The organism is Bradyrhizobium sp. YCK136 (assembly GCF_044570075.1).
Taxonomy (GTDB): Bacteria; Pseudomonadota; Alphaproteobacteria; order Rhizobiales; family Xanthobacteraceae; genus Bradyrhizobium; species Bradyrhizobium diazoefficiens.
The window spans coordinates 7,193,139-7,216,094 of sequence record NZ_CP172424.1; the positions used below are offsets into that span (position 1 = coordinate 7,193,139).

A 22,956-nucleotide genomic window follows, 5' to 3' on the forward strand; every position below is an offset into this window, starting at 1 on the left:
AGCCATGACCATTTCCGACCGCGTCCGCATCAAGGACGTTCGCGTGCTCTCGGACAACTGGACTCCCCTGAAGAGCACGACGTTCGAGTACCGGCGCGCCAACGGCGAGTGGCAGACGCAGCACCGGGAAACCTATGAGCGCGACAACGCCGCCGCCGTGCTGCCCTACAATCGCGCGCGGCGCACCGTGATCCTGGTGCGCCAGTTCCGCCTGCCGGTGTTCATCCGCGGCTACGACGATCTCCTGATCGAGGCCGCGGCCGGCGTACTGGACGATGCCTCTCCCGAGGTGCGCATCCGCGCCGAGGCCGAGGAGGAAACCGGCTATCGCCTGCACCACGTCCACAAGGTGTTCGAGGCTTTCATGAGCCCGGGCGCGGTGACCGAGAAGCTGCACTTCTTCGTCGCCGAATACGAACCGGAGATGCGCGTCAGCGACGGCGGGGGCCTCGAGCACGAGGGCGAGGACATCGAGGTGCTGGAGCTTGGCATCGACGAAGCGCTGGCGATGATCGCCGACGGACGGATCATCGACGCCAAGGCGATCATGCTGCTGCAATATGCGGCGCTGCATCTGTTCAGGTAGGTGCTGTCTTCACCTCGCCCCGCTTGCGGGGAGAGGTCGATCGCGAAGCGATCGGGTGAGGGGGAGCCTCCGCGAATCCAACTCTCACCATCCTCGCGGAGGCTCCCCCTCACCCCAACCCTCCGAGCGCGAGCGGAGCTCGTCGCGGCCCCGCAAGCGGGGCGAGGGAGCGCACCTGCCGCGCTGCGAGCCATCGCGGCGAGCAATTCTGGCCTGCGCCGCCCCTCCCCCTGTTGAGCTCACAGCCGACTATCTCTAGTCTGGCTCTCAACAAGAACCAGGAGACGCGCCCATGTCCGCTTCGCGCGACGACGAATTCGGCTTTGCGCCCGACTACGACTCCCTCGTCCCCTACATGCAGCGCACCCGCGACTATTACGCGGCGATCGGCTACACCACGCCGTACCGCTGGGCGCATCATGTCGAGGCGCCGTTCCAGCCGCTGAAGAAACCGCTTTCGCAATCGCGCGTCACCATCATCACCACGGCTGCGCCGTACGATCCCGCCAAGGGCGACCAGGGGCCGGGCGCGGCGTATAATGGCAGCGCCAAATTCTACCAGGTCTATGACGGCGACACGTCGAAAGCGCACGATTTGCGCATCTCGCACATCGGCTACGACCGCAAGCACACCTCGGCGACCGACAGCGGCACCTGGTTTCCGCTGCCGCAGCTGTTGAAGGCGTCCGCCGCGGGCCGGATCGGTGAAGTGGCCCCGCGCTTCTTCGGCGCGCCGACCAACCGCAGCCATCGCGTCACCCTCGACACCGACGCGCCGGAGATTCTGGCGCGCTGTCTTGCCGACAAGGTCGATGTCGCGGTGCTGGTGCCGAACTGCCCGGTGTGCCACCAGACCACCGCGCTGGTGGCGCGGCATCTGGAGCGGAACGGCATTCCGACCGTGATCATGGGCTGCGCCAAGGACATCATCGAGCACGCCGCCGTGCCGCGCTTCCTGTTCTCCGACTTCCCGCTCGGCAATTCCGCCGGCAAGCCGCACGACGTCACCTCGCAGGCGCAAACGCTCGAGCTCGCACTCAGGCTGCTCGAGACCGCGAGCGGTCCGCAGACGACGATGCAGTCGCCGCTGCGCTGGAGCGAGGACGCCTCCTGGAAGCTCGACTACAACAATGTCGCGCAGCTCTCGCCTGAAGAGCTGGCGCGCCGCCGCGCCGAATTCGACAAGCAGAAGGAGATCGCGCGCGGCAACCGCGCCGCCTGACGTCCTCCGGCAACCAAAACAAAAAGGGAGAGCGACGTGACGCGACCGTTCGAGGGCGTGAAGATCCTGGATTTCACGCAAGTGCTGGCCGGCCCCTATGCGAGCTACCAGCTCGCGCTGCTGGGGGCCGACGTCATCAAGGTCGAGCGGCGCGAGGGTGAGGACATGCGCCGCACGCCGCTCAGCCGCGAATGGGCCGAGCGCGGGCTCGCGCCGGCGTTCCAGGCCATCAACGGCAACAAGCGCAGCCTGACGCTCGATTTGCAGAAGCCAGATGCGATCGCCATCGTGAAGAAGCTTGCCGCCCAGGTCGACGTCGTCATGGAAAACTTTCGCCCGGGCGTGATGGACAAGCTCGGCATCGGCTATGAGGCGCTGTCCGCGATCAATCCAAAGCTGATCTATTGCGCCGTCTCAGGCTTCGGCCAGACCGGCCCGGACCGCCTGCGGCCCGGCTATGACGGCAAGATGCAGGCGCTGTCAGGCATCATGGCGATCACCGGCCACCCTGAAACGGGGCCGACGCGCGCGGGCTTTGCGGTCTGCGACGTGCTCTCGGGCGCCACGGCCGCGTTCGGCGTATCGAGCGCGCTGTACCAGCGCGACCGCACCGGCAAGGGGCAGCTCATCGACGTCTCCATGCTGGAAGCGACGCTGGCGTTTCTCTCCGGGCAGATCGCGGACTGGTCGGTCGCCGGCCATCGCCAGCAGCTCTCGGGCAACCAGGCGGTGAGCCGCCGGACCACCGCGAATTTGTTCAAATGCGGCGACGGCCACATCCTGCTCGCTGTCAACAACGAGAAACAGTACCGCGCGCTGATGGGCGCGCTCGGCCGCGAGGACACGCTGTCCGATCCGCGCTTCGCCGACTGGTTCGCGCGCAACGAGAACGAGCCGGCCCTGCGCGCCATCATCGAAGAGGCGCTCGCGAAAAAGCCGGCGCGCGAGTGGGAGACAATTCTCGAAGACGCCGGCGCGCCCTGCGCCAGCATCTGGAAGGTCGAGGAAGTGATCGATCATCCGCAAGTGCAGGCACGCGGTGCGATCCAGGAGCTGGACACGCCCTATGGCCGCCTGCGTTTTGCCGGCAGCGGATTCAAGCTCGCGCATGGCGGCGGCAAGCTGGACCGGATGGCGCCGGAGCTGGGCGCGGATACCAACGCGGTGCTCGGCGAGCTGGGCTTCGATGCGGCGGAGATCGCGACGCTGCGGGCGCGGGAGATTGTGTGACTCTCCAGCAAAAAACTCCGCTGTCGTCCCGGACAAGCGTCAGCGCAAATCTGGGACGACAACGGAGTGAATGGCGCCAGCTTGGCTAAAACAACGACCCCTGCCCGTCATCGGATGACGCGGCCGCCGCCTTCCGCGCGACCCTCTTCGGCTTCGACGCCTCCAGCTCCGCCTCCATCTCCTCCGCGCTGATCGGCAAGAGCAGTTGCTCGTCGTCATTGGCGACGCGATTGACGCGGGTGGAGACCGGGTGCCAGGCGAATTCGCCGATGCGCGGGGCGATCATCAGCGGCAGGATCGCGTCAACCTCGTCGCCGCGAACGTCGAGCCAGCGCTCGAAATCACGCGGGCTGATGGTCACGGGCACGCGGTCATGCAGCGCGGCGAGGTCCTCGCCCGCCGCCGCCGTGACGATCGCGACCGTGTCGAGCTCCTCGCCGTTCGGCCCGGCCCAGGTCTCGAACACCGCGGCAAAGCCGAGCGGCGCGCCGTCGGCCCGATGGATGAAGAACGGCTGCTTGCGGCCATCCACCGCCTTCCATTCGTAGTACCCGTCGGCCGGGATCAGGCCGCGCCGCCGGCGAATCGCGCGTTTGAAGGCGGGCTTCTCCAGCACCGTCTCCGAGCGGGCGTTGATCAGGAGCGTAAAGCCTTTGGGATCCTTGACCCAGCCCGGCAGCAGACCCCAGCGCATCAGGCGGAAATGGCGCGCGCCGTTCTCGACCAGCACGACCGGAATCGGTTGCGTCGGGGCGACATTGTACCGGGGCGGGAAATTCGGCTGCTCGACATAGCCGAACAGTTGCCGCAAAGCCGCGGGGGCCGAAGTTATGACGAAGCGTCCACACATCCTTGGGCGTCTATATAGGGTCCGTTCAGGTCCTTTTAACCCCGAACGTTAACACTGCGGCGAATGAGCTCAATGGCCTCCCAACCCGCGCGGACGCATGTACAGACGGGCCCCGAGGCAGCAGCCTGGGCCGAACGACTGCGCGTGGCCAACATCAACCCGCGGACCGGGCTTGCCACCGACTATCTCAACCATTTCAATGAAGCGGTGATGCTGCTCGAAATGGTCCCTGACATGCCGGAATGCGCCGAAGACTTTCTGACCTGGTCGCCGCTGTCCTATGCCGAGCATTTCACGGCGTCGAACTTCAAGGCACGCGACCTCGCCATCGAAGCCTATGAGAAGGCCGATCCCAACGTGCGCGCCCAGTTCGACCACCTCACCGACACGATGACCTCGATCCTGACCGCGGTCGGCTCGGCCATGCGCGAGGTCGAGAAGGACACCACCCGCGTCCGCCTGGCCGAGCAGGCCACCCTCTGGGTCAAGCCGCTGATCGCTGCCTGCGGCGGCATCATCAATGGCGGGGCGGAAGCCGACGTCGACACCATCATGGCAAACTGAGCCGTGTCTGCGGTCGTCCAGCCCACCCATCCCCAGATTGCGGTCAGCGCCGCGATTTTTCGTGATGGCAAGGTGCTTCTGACCCGCCGCGCCCGATCGCCCGCCAAGGGGTTCTATTCGCTGCCCGGCGGCCGGGTCGAGTTCGGCGAATCGCTGCACCAGGCCCTGGTGCGCGAGGTGGACGAGGAGACCGGGCTCGCCATCGAGATCATTGGCCTCGCCGGCTGGCGCGAGGTGCTGCCGGCCACGGCCGGCGCCGGCCACTACCTGATCATGTCCTTTGCCGCCCGCTGGGCGGCCCGGGAGCCGGTTTTGAACGACGAGCTCGACGACTACCGCTGGATCGCCCCCGATGCCCTGGCGAGCCTCGGCGACCTCAAGCTGACCGGGGGGCTGGAGGAGGTCATTCAGTCCGCCGCGCGCTTGATTGAGGCATAGGCCGAGCCGCGGGCGCCGCTATACCTCTCCCGCTTGCGGGAGAGGTCGGAGCGAAGCGACGGGTGAGGGCTTTCTCCTCTGGGGGGTTCTCGCTAGCGGAGGCACCCTCTCCCCAACCCTCCCCCGCAAGCGGGGAAGGGAGCACACCGCCCGCGCAGCCCGCCTTGCGCCCGCCGCCCTGAGGGGGCATACACCCCGCCGATGTCCACGCGATTTCTGGCCATTTTTGCCCTGATTCTAACCTGCGCCTGCGCGCCCGCCCGGGGCCAGGACGTGGCGGCGCCGTTTGACGCCGATTTGCAGCGGCTGGCGGAGATCCTCGGCGGCCTGCACTATCTGCGCGGCATTTGCGGGTCCAACGAGGGCAACAAATGGCGCAGCGAGATGCAGGCGCTGATCGATGCCGAAACCCCCTCCGGAGAGCGCCGCACCCGCATGATCGCCGGCTTCAACCGCGGCTATAACGGCTTCCAGCAGACCTACCGGAGCTGCACGCCGGCCGCCACCGTCGCGATCCGCCGCTACATCGAGGAAGGCTCGAAGATCTCGCGCGATCTCACGGCGCGCTACGCGAACTGATCTCGCCGTCATTCCGGGGCGCGCGTAGCGCGAGCCCGGAATGACGGCGACGGGAACCCTGTCATCGTCTTTGTTCACAGCCATTAACCGTTCTTAAAGATGTGGCCTAGCGGGCGTTAATACGCGTGCTACACCACTCGCACAGCGCATCGCCGTGGATCGCGCGCCAGCCCTGATCGCATTTCATGAGCCAGCCGATTTCCTACGCCCCCGCCCGCGCGCCGCTGCCCGACCACGAGCAGAAACAGGCCGCACTGAGCTATCTCAACGAGGCCTGGGCCGAGGCGCGCCATGACGGCGTCGACGGCGACTGCCTGGCGCAGGCGAGCCTGTTTGCGGCCTTTGCCGAGCTCGTCGGCACCTATGGCGAGGACGCGGTAGCGAAGTTCGTCGAGGGCTTTCCCGGCCGGATCCGCAACGGCGAATTCTCCGTCGACATCTCCCGGCAGTAAACGCCTTTTCGAAAATGACCCCGCCACGCGGGCGGGGCCAGTCTACGGATGAATGACTTGGCGAACGGGATCTGGTGAACAGGTTCGCGAAGTCTGCTGCGTTTATCGCACGGAAGCCGGCTCCCCCGGACAAGCATTAGTCTCGCGATGACCGGGAGATATTCCCGCCACGATTGGGAATGCACTCCCTGCTCCCTCACGGCTCGACCTTGAGCGTCGCTTTCATGTTGGGATGATAGCGGCAGTAATAGTCGACCGCTCCCGCCTTCTTCAGAACGAACGCCGCCGATTTCTCGGGCTGCAACGTCACGTCGAAATCGCCGTTCTTCGCGGTGGCGGTGTGGGCGAAGACGTCCTTGTTGACCCACCTGATGGTGTCCCCGACCTTCGCCGACACCTCAGTCGGTGAGATCACGAGGTTCTCCATCGTGATCTCGATGGTCGCCGCGTGCGCCGGGACGGCCATCGGCAGGAAGATGATCGCAAGCGCGATCGAAGCGAGGCGTCCCGGCTTCATCCCACGCTCCCTATTTCAGCTCGGCCGCGACGTGCTCGGCGTGCTGCTGATGGCCCTGGAATATCTTCAGGCCGGTCTGCAACAGGCTCTTCAGCTCGGCATTGTTCGCCGACGGAATCAGCTGGGTCTCCAGCGCACCATTGACCGCCTTGTGGTAGGCGACCTCGTTGGCGACATAGGCCTTGTCGAAGGCCGCGCCGCTCAGCTTGTCGAACTCAGCCAGCTTGTCACTCGCCTGCTTCGACAGCGCCTTGCTGGTGTCATTGTCCTCGGGCGTGACGTTCAGCTTCTTGACCAGCGCGAGCGCCTGCTTGTTGACGGCCTCGTGGTCGCGCAGCATGTCCTCGGCAAACGCCTTGACGTCCTTGTTCTGCGCCTTTTTCTGCGCCTGCTTGGCGGCGTTGATGTCGATCACGCCCGCGGTGTAGGCGATATGGGCGATCTGCGGATCGGTCGGCTTGTCGGCTGCGCCGGCGCCTTGCAGCAGCGCGGGGCTCGACAACAAGATTGCTGCGGCAACAGCCGCGCTCCGTCGAATGAACATGGTTTGACACTCCTGTGCTGCCGGACGGGGTCCGCCGGCGCGTTGCTTCACAGGTGTTGGATGGGAATTTCGCGCAAACGTTCCCGAAAAACTTCAGCCGCCGACGCCGAGCCGCTTCAGCACCGACACGGTCAGGCGCTCGCAGCGCCAGCCCGCGAACGGGAACGCATCCATCATCACCGGACCGATCTCCTTCTCGACGTTCTCACGCAGCATGGTGCGGGCGCGGTGCAACCGCGTCTTCACGGTTTCGGGCTTCACGCCGAGCAGATCGGCGGTCTCCTCGATGTTCATGCCCTCCATGACGCGTGCGACGAAGACCATGCGGAAGACATCCGGCAACTCGTCGATTGCGCGTTCGACGACGCGCTGGATTTCACGTTGGGCCATGGTCCTTTCCGGATCGCCTGCGGGTGAGACGGGAAATTTGATGATCTGCGCCTCGAGCGCGGCTTCGGGCACCGAGCCGAGCTCGACATGGGGCCTGGCACTTCGCGCCCGCCCGAGCGCTTCGTTGATGGCGATGCGCGACAGCCAGGTCGACAACCCGGATTCCCCGCGGAAGCCATCGAGATGGGTAAAGGCGCGGACATAGGTTTCCTGCACCACATCCTCGGCTTCGCTGTCGCTGCGCAGAATTCCGCGCGCGAGGCGGTAGAGCCTGCGGTTGTTGGCCTGCATGATCTCGCGGAGCGCGGACTCGTCGCGGCCTCGCGCACGATCGACCAGTTCGGCCTCCGAGGCCCTGAATTCTGAAGTCTTGGCTCCGGCGGACAGGCCGGCTGCGGTCCGTTGCATTGCGGTCACCTGCTTGTCTCCATTGGTTCCCGACATTGGATGCCGGCCCAAGGGAAAGGTTCCCAACTTTCTTACCTTCCTCTAGTCGGTCTCGATCGGCACAGCGACGGATCCCTCGCCCATTCGCCCATCGAGGCGTCGTAAAGCGTCAGCTTGTCGAAGCCGAGCTGCGTCAGCAGCAACAGGTCGATCGTCGCCGAGATGCCACCGCCGCAATAACAGATCACGCTCTTGTCACGCGTAACGCCCTGGGCGGCGAATATCGCTTCGGCATCCGCAAGGCTCGTCAGCGTCTTGTCCGCATTAGTGAGCGTTGCGGCTGATACGTTGACGCTGCCGGGAACTCGGCCGGGCCGGCCGTAGCGGCTCGGCTCGAGGCCGCGATGAAACTGCGGCCCGAGCGCATTGACGATCACGGTCGCGGGATCGCCGATCCGCGCCTTCACGACATTCTTGTCGACGAAGAAGCCCGCGCGCGGTGTGGCCTTGAAGGTCGTGGCGGGGTAGCCCTGCGGTGTGCCGGTCTCGACCGGTCGCCCCTCTTCCTTCCATTTGTCGAAACCGCCGTCGAGCACAAGCGCGTCGACGCCGAGCGAGCGCAGCATCCACCAGAACCGCGTCGCCCACATCATCGTGCCGATGCTGTAGAGCACGATGGTCTTGGACGCATCGAGGCCGTGGCGGCCGAAGGCGGCTTCGAGTTGGGCCACACCGGGCATCATGAAGAACTGCTGCGCGGAGGCGTCGGAGAACTCGCCCTGAAGATCGAGGAAATCGGCGCCGGGGATGTGGCCCGCCGCGAAGGTCTTGTCGCCGGGCACCGCGCGATACGGCACGTCGCTGCCTGGCGGCACCGGTTCGTTGTAGGTCGTGCAGTCGTAGAGGCGTAAGGCGGGATCGCCGAGGATGGCGGCGAGTTGTTCGGTGGAGATGAGGGGTGCCGGTTGGGGCATGCGATGACCTCTCCAACGTCGTCCTGGCGAAAGCCAGGACCCATTACCACAGCACTATATGGCTGCGGGCAGATCTGGCCACCAGTCTTCGCAACAATATCCGGTCGGGGTTATGGGTCCTGGCTTTCGCCAGGACGACACCGAGTCTGAGGCACGCACCGTGCCGCAGCGCGCCAAAGCCTACGCCTTCAGCGTCTCCAGAAACCGCACCGGCTCGCCTTGCGATGGCGTCACCAGCTCGCCCTGCCACATCACGCGGCGGCCGCGGATGAAGGTGCCGACGGGCCAACCCGTGACGCGGACGCCGTCGTAAGGGGTCCAGCCGGCCTTGGATGCCACCCATTTGTTGGTGATGGTTTCGCTGCGCTTCAAGTCGACGACGGTGAAATCGGCGTCGTAACCGGCCGCGATGCGGCCCTTGCAGGCCATGTTGTAGAGGCGCGCGGGGCCGGCGCTGGTGAGATCGACAAACCGCGCCAGCGACAGGCGGCCGGCGTTGACGTGATCGAGCATGAGCGGCACCAGCGTCTGCACGCCGGTCATGCCTGAGGGCGAAGCGGGATAGGTCTTCTGCTTTTCTTCCAGCGTATGCGGGGCGTGATCGGAGCCGAGCACGTCGATGATGCCCTGCTCGATGCCGCGCCAGATGCCGGCGCGGTGATCGGCCCCGCGTACCGGCGGGTTCATCTGCGCCAGCGTGCCGAGCCGCTCGTAGCATTCAGGCGCGACCAGCGTGAGATGATGCGGCGTCGCCTCGCAGGATGCGACGTCCTTGTGGTCGCGCAAAAACTCGATCTCTTCCTTGGTCGAGATGTGCAGCACGTGGATGCGCTTGCCCGTCTCATGCGCGAGCTTGACCAGGCGCTGCGTCGCCATCAGCGCCGCGGTCTCGTCGCGCCAGACCGGATGCGAGCGCGGATCGCCCTCGATGCGCAGCGGCTTGCGCTCGTTGAGGCGGTATTCGTCCTCGGCGTGGAACGCGGCGCGGCGGCGGATCACCTGGAAGATGCGGCGCAGGCTCTCGTCGTCCTCCACCAGCAGCGCGCCGGTCGAGGAGCCGATGAACACTTTGACGCCCGCGCAGCCGGGCGCGCGCTCCAGCACCGGCAGGTCCTGCACGTTCTCGCGGGTGCCGCCGATGAAGAAGGCGAAGTCGCAATGCATGCGGTGACGGGCGCGCTTCACCTTGAAGGTGAAGCTGGCCTCGGTCACGGTCAAGGGCGACGTGTTCGGCATCTCGAACACGGCGGTGACGCCGCCCATCACGGCGCTGCGCGAGCCGGTCTCGAGGTCTTCCTTCTGCTCCAGCCCGGGCTCGCGAAAATGCACCTGCGTGTCCATCACGCCGGGCAGGATGTGCAGGCCCTTGCAGTCGATCACCTCGGCGGCGGAGGCTTGCGACAGCGCGCCGATCTCGGCGATGCGGCCGCCCGCAATGCCGATGTCGCGCAGGCCCTCGCCGTCCTGGTTGACGACAGTGCCGCCCCTGAGGATCACATCGAAACGCTGGGTCATGGCTGAAGGCCCCTCTCATCCCCAAGCGCAGGGCTCGAGGTCTTGTCGTTTATGCGCTGCGGGCTTACGTTCCGGAGCAACATGTCGCAAGAGATTTTCTCATGAAATCAGCGTTTCTTCCCGACCGGGGCGTGGTCAAGGTCGCGGGCGAGGATGCGCGCAACTTCCTCAACGGCCTCGTCACGACCGACCTCGACAGGCTGAAGCCGGGCCTGGGGCGATTCGGCGCGCTGCTGACGCCGCAGGGCAAGATCATCGTCGATTTCCTGATCACGGAGGTGCCGGCCGGCCATGGCGGCGGGTTCCTCATCGACTGCCCCAAAGCGCTGGCCGAGGGCCTCGCGACCAAGCTGAAATTCTACAAGCTGCGCGCCAAGGTCACCGTGGAAAACCTCTCCGACGATCTCGGCGTGCTCGCCGCCTGGGACGGCGCGCTCGCGGCCCAGCCGGACCTTGCCTTCGCCGATCCGCGCCATGACGGGCTCGGATACCGCATCCTGATCCCCGAGGATCTCAAGCAGAAGCTGTCCGACCTCATCGGTGCCGAGCTGGTCGACGCGGCCGCCTATGAGGCACATCGCATCGCGCTTGGCGTGCCGCGCGGCGGGCTCGACTTCATGTACAGCGATGCATTCCCGCACGAGACCAATATGGACCGCCTCGCCGGCGTCGATTTCGACAAGGGCTGCTATGTCGGCCAGGAGGTCGTCTCGCGCATGCAGCATCGCGGCACCGCGCGCACCCGCAGCGTCAAGGTGCTGCTCGACGGACCCTCGCCCGAGATTGGTGCTGCCATTCTCGCCGGCGACAAGCCGGTCGGCACCATTGGCTCTTCTGCCGATGGCAAGGGCATCGCGCTGGTGCGCATCGACCGCGTCGCCGACGCGCTCGACGCCGGCCAGCCGCTCACGGCCGGCGGACTTGCCTTGACGCTCGCCGAACCTGAAGTCGTACGCATTCCAGCCAAGCAGCCCACCGCATGAGCCGCGCCCCTCGCCTGCATCCCGACGGCCTGACCCGCTGCCCCTGGCCGGGCGAAGATCCGCTCTACGTCGCCTATCACGACACAGAATGGGGCGTGCCCGAGTATGACGACCGCGCGTTGTACGAGAAGCTGATCCTCGATGGCTTCCAGGCCGGCCTGTCCTGGATCACGATTTTGCGCAAGCGCGACAATTTCCGCAAAGCCTTCGACGATTTCCAGCCGGAGAAGATCGCGCGCTACAATGCCAAGAAGGTGCACGCGCTGATGAACGACGCCGGCATCGTGCGCAACCGCGCCAAGATCGACGGCGCGATCCTGAGCGCGAAGTCCTATCTGAATATCATGGAGAAGGGCCCGGGCTTCTCGAAGCTGCTGTGGGACTTCATGGACGGACGACCCAAGGTCAACAACTTCAAGACCAGGGCGAGCGTGCCGGCCTCGACGCCGCTGTCGGTGCAGATCTCCAAGGAGCTGTCCTCGCGCGGCTTCAAGTTCGTCGGCCCGACCATCGTCTACGCCTTCATGCAGGCGACCGGCATGGTCAACGACCATCTCGTCGACTGCCATTGTCACGCAAGCTGCGGCAAGACGCAGCGCAAGCCGCGCCTCAAGGTCAAATGAGCGCGAAGAAGTCGGCACGCGGCGCGGAGTCCCGCGCCTGGCAGCGCATGCTGTCGGGCCGGCGGCTCGATCTGCTCGATCCCTCTCCGCTCGACATCGAGATCGCCGACATCGCGCATGGGCTGGCGCGCGTGGCGCGCTGGAACGGGCAGACGACAGGCGCACATATCTTCTCGGTCGCGCAGCATACGCTGCTGGTGGAGACCGTGATGCGGCACGAGACGCCGCGCGTGGACCAGCGCGTCCGGCTCGCAGCCCTGCTGCACGACGCGCCCGAATACGTGATCGGCGACATGATCTCGCCGTTCAAGGCCGTGCTTGACGGCCATTACAAGGCGGTCGAGAAGCGCCTGCTCGGCGCCATCCACATCCGCTTCGGCCTGCCGCCGGTGCTGCCCGACGAGATCACGCTGGCCATCAAGGCCGCCGATCGCGGCGCGGCTTATCTGGAAGCGACCGAGCTTGCCGGCTTCAGCGATGCCGAGGCGAGGCGTCTGTTCGGCAAGGATCCCGGCCTGCCCGACAGCGTCCGGCGCGACTATCTCACGCCCTGGACGGCGGCGCGGGCCGAGAAGCAGTTCCTGGAGCGGTTTGGCGCGGTGTTTGCGTAGCGTCATCCCTTCGTAGGGTGGGCAAAGCGAAACGTGCCCACCAAACAAGGCGAGATGAGCGCAGTTGCGAAATGGAGGGCACAGCGCGATGCGCCTTTGCCCACCCTACAGCCGCGGCTATAATCAACGAAAAGGTCCGCCATGATCCACGTCTGTTCCCTCGCCGCGCTTCCCGAAACCGTCCGCCTCACCGGGGCCAGCCACGTGCTGACCGTGATGGCCAATGTCGAGCAGGTGGCGCGGCCGGTGTCGGTGCTGCCGGCCAACCATCTCAAGGTGTCTATGGACGACATCACCGAGGAGATGGACGGTTTTGTCGCGCCGTCGGAGGCCCATATCGACCAGGTGCTGAGCTTCGTGCGCCGCTGGGAACGCAGCGCGCCGCTGGTGGTGCATTGCTACGCCGGCATCAGCCGCTCCACCGCGAGCGCCTTCGCCGCGGCCTGCGCCCTCAATCCGCATCGCGACGAGATCGAGATCGCGAAGAAGATCCGCGCGGCCTCGCCGATCGCATCGCCGAACCGGCGCATCGTCGGCCTCGCCGACCGCGCGCTGGGACGCGAGGGCCGCATGCTGCGCGCGCTCGACGAGATGGGCCCTGGCGCGATGATGGTCGAGGGTCGCCCCTTCGTGATCGAGCTCGAATGACAGCAGCGAAGTGAGCCGCATGAGCGAGACGCTGCTGACGCCGATCGAGATCGGCCTGACCGCCGCGATCGTCGCGATCGAAGACCATGAACCGCTGATCCTCACCGCGCGCGGCAGCGACGGCCTGGCGGGCCTGCCGTTCGGTCCGTTCGATGCGCTGAGCCATCGGACCTTCGAGATCGGCCTGCGCGCCTGGGTCGAGGAGCAGGCGGGCTTGCGGCTCGGCTACGTCGAGCAGCTCTATACGTTCGGCGATCGCGGCCGTCATGCGGAGGCCGGCGACACCGGCGCGCATATGGTGTCGATCGGATATCTCGCACTCACCCGCGCCGTCGACGGCGAACTCGCAGCAACCGGGGCGAGCTTCGAGCCGTGGTATCGCTTCCTCCCCTGGGAGGACTGGCGCGAGGAGCCGCCGGCGATCATCGCCCGCGACATCATCCCGGCGCTGACGACATGGGCGGAACAGGAGACGCCGGAGACGACGCGCGCATTGCCGCGCAGGGACCGCGTGCGGTTCTATTTCGGCCTCGATGGCGCGCCCTGGGACGAGGAGCGCGTGCTCGACCGCTACGAGCTGCTCTATGAGGCCGGGCTGATCGAGGAGGCGCGGCGCGACGGCCGACCTGCGGCATTAGCACGCAAGGCGCTTCCCGCACTCGGCACCTCCATGCGGTTCGATCATCGCCGGATCCTCGCCACCGCGATCGCGCGGCTGCGCGCAAAACTGAAGTATCGTCCTGTGGTCTTTGAACTTTTGCCCGCCGAGTTCACACTCACCGAATTGCAGCATACGGTGGAGGCGATCTCCGGCCGGCACCTGCACAAGCAGAATTTCCGCCGCCTGGTCGAAACGGAAGCCCTGGTCGAACCGACCGGCGTGATGTCGACACAGACTGGCGGACGGCCGGCGGCGCTCTACCGCTTCCGCCGCGACGTGCTCCAGGAGCGGCCCGCGCCGGGCTTGCGCATGCGCTCCCGGCGCTAGATATGACATTTGCGCGATCGGCCCCTGCCCGCCGGTTGCCTGGAGGCTTCATGTTCGACGGCCCGTTTGACGTCTTTGCGCTGATCATTGCGATCATCGCCTTCCTGATCGCGATCAAGGCCTCCAACCAGGCGGCCGAGCTGCGCCGCCGGCTGAGCTCGCTCGAAGAGATGGTTTACACGCAACGGCGAGTGCAACCGCCGCCGCTGATGCCCGCACCGGTGCAGGCTGAAGCGCCCGCGACAACTCCGGCCGAGCCACCGCCGCTCGCGCCCGAGGCCGAGGCGTCGCCGCCGCTCGTCACCGAAGTGGCTGCGCCGCCACCGCTCGAAGCGGGCACCGGAGCCGATGCACCGCCTCCGCTGCCGGCGCTTGATATTAGAGATCCTGGCTTCGAGGAGCGTCTCGGCACGCGCTGGGTGGTGTGGATCGGCGGCCTTGCGCTCGCGCTCGGCGGCTTCTTCATGGTGCGCTATTCGATCGAGGCCGGCCTCGTCGGCCCCGGCGTGCGCGTGTTCCTCGGCGGCCTGTTCGCAGCCGCGCTGCTCGGCGCCGGCGAATGGTCGCGGCGCAAGGAGAGCATCTCCAACATCGCGGCGCTGCCGATCGCCAATATTCCCGCGATCCTCACCGCGGCCGGCACGGCCGTCGCGTTCGCGACCATCTATGCCGCCTACGCGCTCTATGGCTTCCTCGTGCCTGCGACCGCCTTCGTGCTGCTCGGCCTCGTCGCACTCGGCACGCTTGCCGCCGCCCTGCTGCACGGGCCCGCGCTCGCCGGCCTCGGCGTGGTCGGCGCGTTCGTGACCCCGCTCCTCGTCTCCAGCGGCAAGCCGGACTATTGGGCGCTCTACATCTATCTTGCGATCGTCACCGCCGCGAGCTTCGGCCTTGCCCGCATCCGGCTGTGGCGCTGGCTTGCGGTGACCACGATCGCCTTCGCTGTGCTCTGGATCTTCCCGGGTCTGGACACCAGTGACGTGCAGGTCGCGCCGCACGCCTTCCATGCGATCGCGGGATTCGTGCTGGCTGCGCTGCTCGTCGTCTGCGGCTTCATGTTCGGGCCCAGCATCGAGGACGGCGAGATCGAGCCGGTGTCGTCGAGCTCGCTCGGCGCCTATCTGTTCGGCGCGATGCTGATCGTGCTGTCGAGCGCGCATGCGGATCTGGCGCTGATCGCCTTCACGCTTCTCGTCGGTGCGACGCTGTTCGTCGCCTGGCGCGCGCCGGCAGCGACCGGCGCGCTGGGCGCGGCCGCGGCGACCGTCTTCATCGTGTTCGCCGAGTGGGCGGTGCGCGCCAATCCCGACATGCTGGTGCTGCCGGGCGGCCCCTTGCCCGGCATCGGACCGGTCGCGACCGACAGCTCCGTGACGCTGCATCTGGTGATGGCTGCGATCTTCGCCGCCGGCTTCGGCATGGCCGGCTTTTTCGCGCAGGGCCGTTCGAACTCGGCGATCATTCCGGTGGTGTGGTCGGCGGCGGGTGTCGCCACGCCAATTGCGATCCTCGTTGCGCTCTATGCACGCATTGCCCATCTGGATCGCTCGATCCCGTTCGCGATCCTCGCGGTGCTGCTTGCCGCCGCCTTTGGCGCCGCCACCGAAGCGCTTGCGCGCCGCGAAGATCGGCCGGGGGCTGCGACCTCCGTCGCGCTGTTCGCGACCGGCACGCTCGGCGCGCTGGCGCTGGCGCTGACCTTCGCGCTCGAAAAGGGCTGGCTCACGATTGCACTGGCGCTGATGTCGCTCGGCACCGCCTGGATCTCGCTGCAGCGCCCGATCCCGGTCCTGCGCCGGCTCGCGGCCATTTTCGCCGCGATCGTCACCGCGCGCATCGTCTATGATCCGCGCATCGTCGGCGATGCCGTCGGCACGACGCCGATCTTCAATTGGCTGCTGTGGGGCTACGGCCTGCCGGCAGTCTCGTTCTGGGGCGCGAGCATCTTCCTGCGCCGCCGCGGCGACGATGCGCCGCTGCGCATGGTGGAAGCCGCCGCGATCCTGTTCACCGCGCTGCTCGCCTTCATGGAGATCCGGCACTTTGCGACTGGAGGCCAGATGACGTCTGCGCCGTCGCTGCTCGAATGCGCGCTGCAAGTCTGCGTCGCGTTCGCCATGGCGATCGGGCTGGAACGGCTGAGGCTGCGCAGCCGCAGTATCGTGCACAATGTCGGCGCGGTGGTGCTCACGGCCATCGGCGGGCTCATCAGCGTGTTCGGCCTACTGATCCTGGAGAACCCGCTGCTGTGGCATATCGACGTCGGCGGCGCCGTGTTCAACCTGCTGCTGCTCGGCTACGCGCTGCCGGCGGTGCTGATGCTGCTGCTGTCCTATGCGGTGGTCGGCGAGCGTGGCAAGGCCTATGCCAACACCATCGCTGGCGGCGCGCTCGTGTTCGCGCTCGCCTATGTCACGCTGGAGATCCGCCGCTTCTATCACGGCCCGATCCTGTCCAGCGGCGAGACGACGGGGGCCGAGCAATACACCTACTCGATCGGCTGGCTCGCCTTCGGCGTGGTGCTGCTCGGCGTCGGCATCCTCGTCAACTCGGAGCGCGCGCGGCTTGCGTCCGCCGCCGTCATCGCGCTGACGATCCTGAAGGCCTTCGTGATCGACATGTCGACGCTGACAGGCGTTTACCGCGCGCTGTCGTTCATGTGCCTCGGCGTCGTGCTGGTCGCGATCGGATGGCTCTACCAGCGCATCCTGTTCCGGCGGCAGGCTCCGCCGCCGGCTCCACAGACGGGAAGTTGAAGATCAGGCCGCGCGGACCGAATCCAGGAACTGCGCGACCTCGACCTTGAGGCGCGTGCTGTCGGTCGCCAGCGATTTCGCCGCCGACAGCACTTCGGTCGAGGCCTCGCCGGTCTCGATCGCACCGCGCTGCACGTCGGTGATGTTCGCCGAGACCTCCTGCGTGCCGACCGAGGCCTGCTGGACGTTGCGCGAGATCTCCTGCGTGGCGGCGCCCTGTTCCTCGACGGCCGCGGCGATCGCCGCGGACACTTCGGACAGCCGCTCGATGGTGCCGCCGATCTCCTGGATGGCGCTGACGGATTCCTGCGTTGCCGCCTGGATCCCCGAAACCTGGGCCCCGATCTCGCCGGTCGCCTTCGCGGTCTGCTCGGCCAATGCCTTGACCTCGGAGGCGACGACCGCAAAGCCGCGGCCGGCCTCGCCGGCGCGCGCCGCCTCGATGGTCGCGTTCAGCGCCAGCAAATTGGTCTGGCCTGCGATCGTGTTGATGAGCTCGACGACGTCACCGATGCGGGAGGCGGCCTGCGACAGCGCGTTGACGCGCTCGTTGGTCCGCGCCGCCTGCTCGACGGCTTCCGCCGCCATCCGCGCCGAATCCTGCACGCGGCGGCTGATCTCGGTGATCGAGGACGACAGCTCCTCCGAGGCGGAGGCCACGGCCTGGACGTTGGTGGAGGCTTCCTCGGAGGCTGCCGCCACGACGGTCGCGAGCTCCTGCCCACGCTGCGCGGTGCTGGTCAGCGTCGACGCCGACGCCTCGAGCTCGGTCGAGGCCGAGGAGACGGTGCCGACGACTTCGCCGATCATGGCTTCGAATCTGCGGGTAATGGCATCGACACGGCGGCCGCGCTCGATCTTGGCTTCGGCGTCGGCCGCAGCGGCCTCGTCGGCAGCCTTCTTGGCGATCAGCGCTTCCTTGAAGATCTGGAGCGCATCCGCCATCGAGCCGATCTCGGTCTTCTCGCCGCGATGCGGCACCTCGGCCGAAAGGTCGCCCTCGCCGAGCGACTGCATCGGACGGATGATCGAGGCAATACCACGCGAAACGTCGCGCACGAGATAATAGGCGGCGGCGATCGCAATCACGACCGAGAACACGATGATGCCGACCAGCACGCGGAAGATCATGGCGTAGCTGTCGGCCGCCTGCTTGGTCTCCAGCTCTGCACCCCGGTTGTTGAGCTCGATGCCCTTCTGGAGCAACGGATCGGCCGCCTGGGCCATCTTGGCGACCTTGGTCTGCAACAGCTCGTTGGCCTCGGTCGGGAAACGACCGACGCTCTTGCGCGACAGCGCCATCACGTCCTGCACGCCGTTCAGATACTCGGCCCACGCCTTGGTCCATTGCCCGTAGAGCGAGCGCTCCTCGGCGGTCGTGATCAGCGGCTCGTAGACCTTGCGCGTCTGGTCGATGCGCCCCTGCAGCGAGGCGAGGCGCTTCTCGGCCGCATCCTTGCCTTCCGCGCTGTCCTGCATCAGATGCAGACGGAGCGCGACGCGCAGCTCATTGATGTCGGCGCGAAGCGAACCGAGCGCGCGCACGCTCGGCAGCCAGCTCTCCGCGATCTCGACCGTATGCGCATTGATGTTCTGCATGGTGCCGATCGCGGTCACGCCGACGCCGGCGAGTGACAGCACGAGGACCGACAACACGGCCAGAAGTTTGAAGACGATCGACAACTTCGACATCACGACAAATCCCGATGATACCCGGCAACGCGTGAATCACCTGCGCCGCAATCGTCGCGACGGACGACAGGGCGGAAGTCAATTCATCGATGCTGGCTGGTTCTTATCCCGTGAGATTGCGCCTATAATCGCAAACAGGCGTTAACAGGAACCTACGTAAAATTACGGGCTCGCCCGCTTCGTCGTTATTGTCCCTGCAACCATCTGTTGCGGCAGCACTGATATCTCGTGTTGCGATGCGGTCGACGCAGCGCAACATCGAACGGAACGCCGTCACGCCGCCCGCACCGACTCCAGGAAGCGCGCGACCTCGCTCTTCAGCCGGTTGCTCTCCTGAGACAGCGAATGCGCGGCCGAATGCACCTGCGCCGAGGCGGCTCCAGTCTCGCCGGCACCGCGCTGGACGTCGGCGATATTCGCCGAGACTTCGGAGGTGCCGTGCGCGGCATGCTGGATGTTGCGGGAGATCTCCTGCGTCGCGGCGCCCTGCTCCTCCACCGCGGCCGCGATGGTCGACGAGATCTCCGACATCCGCGCGATGGTGTCGCCGATCTCCTTGATCGCGCCGACGGAGTCGTCCGTCGCGGCCTGGATCGCACCGATGTGCTGGCCGATCTCGCCCGTGGCCTTCGCGGTCTGCTCGGCGAGCGCCTTCACTTCGGTTGCGACCACCGCAAAGCCCTTGCCGGCCTCGCCCGCCCGCGCCGCCTCGATCGTCGCGTTGAGCGCCAGCAGGTTGGTCTGGGCGGCGATGGTGTTGATCAGCTCCACCACGTCGCCGATCCGGGAGGCCGCCTTGGTCAATTCGGCGACGCGCGCATTGGTGCGCTGGGCCTGCCCGACCGCGACGTCGGCGACGCGCGCCGATTCCTGCACCTGGCGGCTGATCTCGGAGATCGAGGAGGTCATCTCCTCGCTCGCGGATGACACCGACTGCACGTTGGCGGACGCCTCTTCCGAGGCCGCCGCCACGGCGGTGGCAAGCCCGTTGCCGCGCTCGGCGGCCTGCGTCAGCGTGTTGGAAGACGCCTCGAGCTCGGTTGCCGCCGACGACACGATCTCGATGATCTCGCCGACCGCGCCTTCGAACCTGTCGGCGAGCCGCTGCATGTCGGCCTTGCGCTGTTCGCGCCCGCGCGCGTCCGCTTCCGCCTGTTCGGCGCGCAGCCGCTCGGCTTCCGCCATGTTGGTCCTGAACACCTCGACCGCACCGGCCATCTCGCCGATCTCGTCCCTGCGGCCGACGCCGGGAACGGAAATCGAGAGCTCGCCGCGCGCAAGCCGGGTCATCGCACCGATCATCGCACCGAGTGCCTTCGAGATCGAGCGTCCCAGCAAAAAGCCGACGGCGGCAAGCACGATGACGGTGACGCCGAAGGCGACGACCATCCAAAGACGCACGGCCTCGCGCGTGGCAGCTTCGGCGGCGTCCGCCCGCCTGGACATCGCATCGACCGCGGTCCGCACCTCCGCCATGACAGGCTCGACCTCGCGGAAGGTCTTCATCATGCTGGCGTCAAGGGCCGCGCTCTGCTGCGCGGTCTCGGCCCAGGCCGTGAACTCGGACTGGTATTTCTGGAGCTTGGCCATGATGTCGTTCATCGCCGCCGTCGGAATTGCGACGACCTCTATCGCCTTGGAGAATTCAACCGCGGCCTTCTTCACCTCGGCGATGTACTTGGGGTCGCGCCGTAGCATGAAGTCCTTCTCGTGCCGGCGCATCATCAGCATCCAGGTCGTCGTCCTGGGATCGTCGATCTCCTTCAGCTTGGCCTCGATGTCGTGCACCGCGGCGCGGAGCGAACCGGACAGGCCGACCGTCTCGTTCAGACCGAGCCTGGTCTCGGCGGCCACCAATGCGCCGAAGTCCGACGCGTATCGCTTGAAGCCGTCCTGGGCCTGCTTCATCTTGTCGGACAGCACGCTCATGCCGCCCGCCGCCATCAGCCGCTGCACCTCATCGAAATCGCGGTTGATCGGCCCGATCAGCTCGGCATGCGCCTTGGCGTAGCTCTCGGCCCGGCGCTGCAAGAAGTTCTTCTCGTTGCGGCGTGCCTCCAGCATCTCGATCGAGAGCTGCTTGTCGAGATCGGCGATCGCGCGGGCACGATTGGCAATGTCGCGCGATGCGTCCTGGGAAAGGCTGCCGATCTCGTAGATCGCGCCGAAGGCGACGAGACCTAACAGTCCGAACAGTCCGATCGCCATGACCTTGTGGGTGAGGCGAATGGAGAGGCCACTCATGGAATGTGCTCCAAGACGATTGATACGCAATGCAGGGAGGGCGGCTGGGCGCGCGGAATATTGCGGAGATGATGCCTGCATCGCTTTTCCGGAAGGTTAACCGTGCAGCTCTTCTGATCGCGCATCCAGCCGCGAACGCATGCGAACACCGTGCACCTTCGCGCGACGGTTGCAGCCGTCGGGTGACCAGTGAGGACGGCCGCCCTCAGGCGGCGCGCACCGTCTCCAGGAATCTGCCGACCTCGAGCTTGAGGCGATTGCTGTCGCCGGACAGCATCTGCGCGGCGGACAGCACCTGCGAGGAGGCCGATCCGGTCTCGCTCGCGCCACGCTGCACGTCCGTAATATTGGACGAGACCTGATGTGTGCCTTGCGCGGCCTGCTGCACATTGCGGGAGATCTCCTGCGTCGCCGCGCCCTGCTCCTCCACGGCCGCTGCGATGGTCGAGGAAATCTCCGACAGCTTCTCGATGGTGTCGCTGATGTCCCTGATCGCGCCGACCGAATGCTCGGTCGCGGTCTGGATACTGGCGATCTGCTGGCCAATCTCGCCCGTCGCCTTCGCGGTCTGCTCGGCGAGCGCCTTGACCTCGGAGGCAACGACAGCGAAGCCGCGGCCGGCTTCACCGGCGCGCGCCGCCTCGATCGTGGCATTGAGTGCCAGGAGGTTGGTCTGGCCCGCGATGGTGTTGATCAGCTCGACGACGTCACCGATCCGCGTCGCCGCCTTGGACAGCTCGCTGACGCGCTCGGTCGTGGTGCGGGCCTGGCCGACGGCCTCGCTCGCCACGCGCGCGGATTCCTGCACCTGCCGGCTGATCTCGGTGATCGAGGACGACAGTTCCTCCGTCGCGGACGCCACCGACTGCACGTTGGTGGAAGCTTCCTCCGAGGCTGCTGCAACCACGGTGGTGAGCTGCTGCGTGCGTTCGGCGGTCGAGGTCAGCGTCGTCGCGGATGCCTCGAGCTCGGTCGAGGCCGACGACACCGTGCCGACGATCTCACCGACGGCGCCTTCAAAGCTGTCGGCGAGCCTGCGCATCTCGGCCTTGCGCTGCTCGGCCGCGATCTGATCCTGCCGCATCTTGGCCTCCGCTTCCTCGCGCGCCTTCTGCTCGGATACGATCTTGAATTTCTCGACGGCACCGGCGACCTCGCCAACCTCGTCCTTGCGGCCGAGGCCTGGCAGCACCACGGAAAAGTCGCCGCCGGCGAGCTTCTCCATCGCGGCCGTGAGTGCGCGCATCGGCCGCGCAATGCTGAAGACGGAGAAGATGCAGGCACCGATCAGAACCAGCGCGACCAGCACGCCGGTGACGAGCGACGTCCGCGCAACCGACGCGGCTTCGGCCTCTGCCTCGGTGCGCGTCTCGACGCTCCTCTGCTTGGCGAAGTCGGTGATCTGATTGGCCAGCTCGGAGATCTCTTCGTTGATCGGCGCCAGCGTCCCCTTGCGGATGCGATCGACCTCGGCAACGAGCTTTGCGAGTTGCGCCGCCGCTTCGCCGTCCTTCTTCCCATCGAGCGCTAGCTCCTGCTTGCGGATGGCTTCGATCTGCAGCTCACCCTTGCCGAATTCGCCGATCAGCACGGTCAGGCGATCGATCCGCTTGCGATTTTCCGCCGAGCGCGAGAGCTTGGCCATTTCGCCGGAGTATTTCAGGGCCGCCGTCTGCCGGTCGTTGAAATAGGTGACCGCCTTCTGCATCTCCGCGGGCGAGGACGAGGTCAGGATGTCGCGAATGCCGGTTTGCATCCCGCGCACCGAGGCCTTCGCTTCCGCGGCGTTTTGCGCGATCGTCTGCTGTCCCGATACTCCGTTGCCGAGCCTCTGAACCTCGGTGCTGCCGCTCATCTGGAGGAAGATCATCAGCGCGACGAGCCCAATTGTCAGCGCGGAGGTGATGGCGAGCTTGGTGCCGATTCGCAGATTCTGAATGACCATCATCGAACTTTTCCCCGGGATACGCATTGCCGCGACGAAGCGCGTGAACATCCCGGGAAGGCTAACCGGCAGGTTACTCATTAACGTTAAGCGGGGCCCTCGCGTCTTAGGTAGAAGTACGGAAAACGCAGCTTAAATCTGTGGACTTCCACACGTTTCACGCGCAGCGAAATGAAGCTTCTCGGATTTGCATGCTTCGCGTTCGTTAACGCCCGCGC

The 22,956-nt window shown here is 66.4% G+C and carries 21 protein-coding genes and 1 pseudogene; 13 read left to right on the forward strand and 9 right to left on the reverse strand.

Features of this window, described 5'->3' with window-relative positions; all coding sequences use genetic code 11:
* Positions 1 to 4 precede the first annotated feature (4 nt).
* The 3 genes from ACFLEY_RS34810 (at position 5) to ACFLEY_RS34820 (ending at position 3,038) form a co-directional block, all read left to right on the forward strand.
* Entirely contained in the window at positions 5 to 586 is a 582-nt protein-coding gene (locus ACFLEY_RS34810; RefSeq protein ID WP_038965911.1) for an NUDIX domain-containing protein, read from the forward strand.
* 292 nt (positions 587 to 878) lie between these two features.
* Positions 879 to 1,808, forward strand: a complete 930-nt coding sequence (locus tag ACFLEY_RS34815) for a glycine reductase (protein ID WP_060910885.1) — start codon at positions 879 to 881, stop codon at positions 1,806 to 1,808.
* Between the two features lie 36 nt (positions 1,809 to 1,844).
* Positions 1,845 to 3,038 (forward strand): CaiB/BaiF CoA-transferase family protein, encoded by a 1,194-nt coding sequence (locus ACFLEY_RS34820; protein WP_060910884.1) that lies wholly within the window; start codon positions 1,845 to 1,847, stop codon positions 3,036 to 3,038.
* An 85-nt stretch (positions 3,039 to 3,123) separates the two neighbouring features.
* Here ACFLEY_RS34820 and ACFLEY_RS34825 read toward each other — a convergent pair whose 3' ends face one another.
* Complete coding sequence (locus tag ACFLEY_RS34825) at positions 3,124 to 3,888, reverse strand: SOS response-associated peptidase (RefSeq protein WP_011085350.1); 765 nt, start codon at positions 3,886 to 3,888, stop codon at positions 3,124 to 3,126.
* A gap of 63 nt (positions 3,889 to 3,951) precedes the next feature.
* On the opposite strand from ACFLEY_RS34825, the gene ACFLEY_RS34830 reads away from it, so the two are divergent.
* The 4 genes from ACFLEY_RS34830 (at position 3,952) to ACFLEY_RS34845 (ending at position 5,921) form a co-directional block, all read left to right on the forward strand.
* On the forward strand, positions 3,952 to 4,452 hold the full coding sequence (locus ACFLEY_RS34830) for a hypothetical protein (RefSeq protein ID WP_011085349.1): 501 nt from the start codon (positions 3,952 to 3,954) through the stop codon (positions 4,450 to 4,452).
* Positions 4,453 to 4,455: 3 nt separating this feature from the next.
* On the forward strand, positions 4,456 to 4,890 hold the full coding sequence (locus tag ACFLEY_RS34835; protein ID WP_060910883.1) for an NUDIX hydrolase: 435 nt from the start codon (positions 4,456 to 4,458) through the stop codon (positions 4,888 to 4,890).
* Positions 4,891 to 5,091: 201 nt separating this feature from the next.
* Complete coding sequence (locus tag ACFLEY_RS34840; RefSeq protein ID WP_060910882.1) at positions 5,092 to 5,469, forward strand: TIGR02301 family protein; 378 nt, start codon at positions 5,092 to 5,094, stop codon at positions 5,467 to 5,469.
* Positions 5,470 to 5,654: 185 nt separating this feature from the next.
* Complete coding sequence (locus tag ACFLEY_RS34845) at positions 5,655 to 5,921, forward strand: hypothetical protein (RefSeq protein ID WP_008135624.1); 267 nt, start codon at positions 5,655 to 5,657, stop codon at positions 5,919 to 5,921.
* A gap of 196 nt (positions 5,922 to 6,117) precedes the next feature.
* Here ACFLEY_RS34845 and ACFLEY_RS34850 read toward each other — a convergent pair whose 3' ends face one another.
* From ACFLEY_RS34850 to ACFLEY_RS34870, 5 genes and pseudogenes are all read right to left on the reverse strand, one after another.
* Positions 6,118 to 6,438: a cupredoxin family copper-binding protein gene (locus ACFLEY_RS34850; RefSeq protein WP_060910881.1), complete on the reverse strand. Its 321-nt coding sequence runs from the start codon at positions 6,436 to 6,438 to the stop codon at positions 6,118 to 6,120.
* A 10-nt stretch (positions 6,439 to 6,448) separates the two neighbouring features.
* Positions 6,449 to 6,982 (reverse strand): DUF4142 domain-containing protein, encoded by a 534-nt coding sequence (locus ACFLEY_RS34855; protein WP_060910880.1) that lies wholly within the window; start codon positions 6,980 to 6,982, stop codon positions 6,449 to 6,451.
* A gap of 93 nt (positions 6,983 to 7,075) precedes the next feature.
* On the reverse strand, positions 7,076 to 7,780 hold the full coding sequence (locus ACFLEY_RS34860) for an RNA polymerase sigma factor (protein WP_028175628.1): 705 nt from the start codon (positions 7,778 to 7,780) through the stop codon (positions 7,076 to 7,078).
* An 81-nt stretch (positions 7,781 to 7,861) separates the two neighbouring features.
* Positions 7,862 to 8,733: pseudogene (locus ACFLEY_RS34865) on the reverse strand (sulfurtransferase).
* Between the two features lie 180 nt (positions 8,734 to 8,913).
* The gene (locus ACFLEY_RS34870; protein ID WP_060910878.1) at positions 8,914 to 10,248 is read right to left on the reverse strand and encodes a dihydroorotase; all 1,335 of its coding nucleotides are present in this window, start codon (positions 10,246 to 10,248) and stop codon (positions 8,914 to 8,916) included.
* 101 nt (positions 10,249 to 10,349) lie between these two features.
* Between ACFLEY_RS34870 and ACFLEY_RS34875 the strand changes: the two genes are divergently transcribed.
* The 6 genes from ACFLEY_RS34875 (at position 10,350) to ACFLEY_RS34900 (ending at position 16,857) form a co-directional block, all read left to right on the forward strand.
* Positions 10,350 to 11,231 (forward strand): folate-binding protein YgfZ, encoded by an 882-nt coding sequence (locus ACFLEY_RS34875; protein WP_028175625.1) that lies wholly within the window; start codon positions 10,350 to 10,352, stop codon positions 11,229 to 11,231.
* The gene (locus ACFLEY_RS34880) at positions 11,228 to 11,854 is read left to right on the forward strand and encodes a DNA-3-methyladenine glycosylase I (protein ID WP_060910877.1); all 627 of its coding nucleotides are present in this window, start codon (positions 11,228 to 11,230) and stop codon (positions 11,852 to 11,854) included. Before ACFLEY_RS34875 ends, ACFLEY_RS34880 begins: the two co-directional genes overlap by 4 nt.
* Positions 11,851 to 12,465: a YfbR-like 5'-deoxynucleotidase gene (locus ACFLEY_RS34885; protein ID WP_011085339.1), complete on the forward strand. Its 615-nt coding sequence runs from the start codon at positions 11,851 to 11,853 to the stop codon at positions 12,463 to 12,465. Before ACFLEY_RS34880 ends, ACFLEY_RS34885 begins: the two co-directional genes overlap by 4 nt.
* A 141-nt stretch (positions 12,466 to 12,606) precedes the next feature.
* Positions 12,607 to 13,113: a tyrosine phosphatase family protein gene (locus tag ACFLEY_RS34890; RefSeq protein ID WP_060910876.1), complete on the forward strand. Its 507-nt coding sequence runs from the start codon at positions 12,607 to 12,609 to the stop codon at positions 13,111 to 13,113.
* A gap of 19 nt (positions 13,114 to 13,132) precedes the next feature.
* Entirely contained in the window at positions 13,133 to 14,101 is a 969-nt protein-coding gene (locus ACFLEY_RS34895) for an NrtR DNA-binding winged helix domain-containing protein (RefSeq protein WP_028175624.1), read from the forward strand.
* 50 nt (positions 14,102 to 14,151) lie between these two features.
* Positions 14,152 to 16,857, forward strand: coding sequence for a DUF2339 domain-containing protein (locus ACFLEY_RS34900; protein WP_211433786.1), 2,706 nt, complete (start codon positions 14,152 to 14,154; stop codon positions 16,855 to 16,857).
* Positions 16,858 to 16,860: 3 nt separating this feature from the next.
* Here ACFLEY_RS34900 and ACFLEY_RS34905 read toward each other — a convergent pair whose 3' ends face one another.
* From ACFLEY_RS34905 to ACFLEY_RS34915, 3 genes are all read right to left on the reverse strand, one after another.
* The gene (locus ACFLEY_RS34905) at positions 16,861 to 18,549 is read right to left on the reverse strand and encodes a methyl-accepting chemotaxis protein (RefSeq protein ID WP_211433787.1); all 1,689 of its coding nucleotides are present in this window, start codon (positions 18,547 to 18,549) and stop codon (positions 16,861 to 16,863) included.
* 273 nt (positions 18,550 to 18,822) lie between these two features.
* Positions 18,823 to 20,793 carry a methyl-accepting chemotaxis protein gene (locus ACFLEY_RS34910; protein ID WP_060910873.1) on the reverse strand — a complete coding sequence of 657 codons (1,971 nt, stop codon included), beginning with the start codon at positions 20,791 to 20,793 and terminating at the stop codon, positions 18,823 to 18,825.
* Between the two features lie 205 nt (positions 20,794 to 20,998).
* Positions 20,999 to 22,741 (reverse strand): methyl-accepting chemotaxis protein, encoded by a 1,743-nt coding sequence (locus tag ACFLEY_RS34915; RefSeq protein ID WP_396604341.1) that lies wholly within the window; start codon positions 22,739 to 22,741, stop codon positions 20,999 to 21,001.
* Positions 22,742 to 22,956: the final 215 nt, after the last annotated feature.

Coding starts and splice junctions, on each gene's coding strand:
- ACFLEY_RS34905 (WP_211433787.1), bottom strand. CDS start 18,549: ATGTCGAAGTTGTCGATCGTCTTCAAACTTCTGGCCGTGTTGTCGGTC.
- ACFLEY_RS34830 (WP_011085349.1), top strand. CDS start 3,952: ATGAGCTCAATGGCCTCCCAACCCGCGCGGACGCATGTACAGACGGGC.
- ACFLEY_RS34875 (WP_028175625.1), top strand. CDS start 10,350: ATGAAATCAGCGTTTCTTCCCGACCGGGGCGTGGTCAAGGTCGCGGGC.
- ACFLEY_RS34810 (WP_038965911.1), top strand. CDS start 5: ATGACCATTTCCGACCGCGTCCGCATCAAGGACGTTCGCGTGCTCTCG.
- ACFLEY_RS34910 (WP_060910873.1), bottom strand. CDS start 20,793: ATGAGTGGCCTCTCCATTCGCCTCACCCACAAGGTCATGGCGATCGGA.
- ACFLEY_RS34915 (WP_396604341.1), bottom strand. CDS start 22,741: ATGATGGTCATTCAGAATCTGCGAATCGGCACCAAGCTCGCCATCACC.
- ACFLEY_RS34895 (WP_028175624.1), top strand. CDS start 13,133: ATGAGCGAGACGCTGCTGACGCCGATCGAGATCGGCCTGACCGCCGCG.
- ACFLEY_RS34860 (WP_028175628.1), bottom strand. CDS start 7,780: ATGCAACGGACCGCAGCCGGCCTGTCCGCCGGAGCCAAGACTTCAGAA.
- ACFLEY_RS34840 (WP_060910882.1), top strand. CDS start 5,092: ATGTCCACGCGATTTCTGGCCATTTTTGCCCTGATTCTAACCTGCGCC.
- ACFLEY_RS34900 (WP_211433786.1), top strand. CDS start 14,152: ATGTTCGACGGCCCGTTTGACGTCTTTGCGCTGATCATTGCGATCATC.
- ACFLEY_RS34855 (WP_060910880.1), bottom strand. CDS start 6,982: ATGTTCATTCGACGGAGCGCGGCTGTTGCCGCAGCAATCTTGTTGTCG.
- ACFLEY_RS34880 (WP_060910877.1), top strand. CDS start 11,228: ATGAGCCGCGCCCCTCGCCTGCATCCCGACGGCCTGACCCGCTGCCCC.
- ACFLEY_RS34845 (WP_008135624.1), top strand. CDS start 5,655: ATGAGCCAGCCGATTTCCTACGCCCCCGCCCGCGCGCCGCTGCCCGAC.
- ACFLEY_RS34890 (WP_060910876.1), top strand. CDS start 12,607: ATGATCCACGTCTGTTCCCTCGCCGCGCTTCCCGAAACCGTCCGCCTC.
- ACFLEY_RS34885 (WP_011085339.1), top strand. CDS start 11,851: ATGAGCGCGAAGAAGTCGGCACGCGGCGCGGAGTCCCGCGCCTGGCAG.
- ACFLEY_RS34815 (WP_060910885.1), top strand. CDS start 879: ATGTCCGCTTCGCGCGACGACGAATTCGGCTTTGCGCCCGACTACGAC.
- ACFLEY_RS34870 (WP_060910878.1), bottom strand. CDS start 10,248: ATGACCCAGCGTTTCGATGTGATCCTCAGGGGCGGCACTGTCGTCAAC.
- ACFLEY_RS34825 (WP_011085350.1), bottom strand. CDS start 3,888: ATGTGTGGACGCTTCGTCATAACTTCGGCCCCCGCGGCTTTGCGGCAA.
- ACFLEY_RS34850 (WP_060910881.1), bottom strand. CDS start 6,438: ATGAAGCCGGGACGCCTCGCTTCGATCGCGCTTGCGATCATCTTCCTG.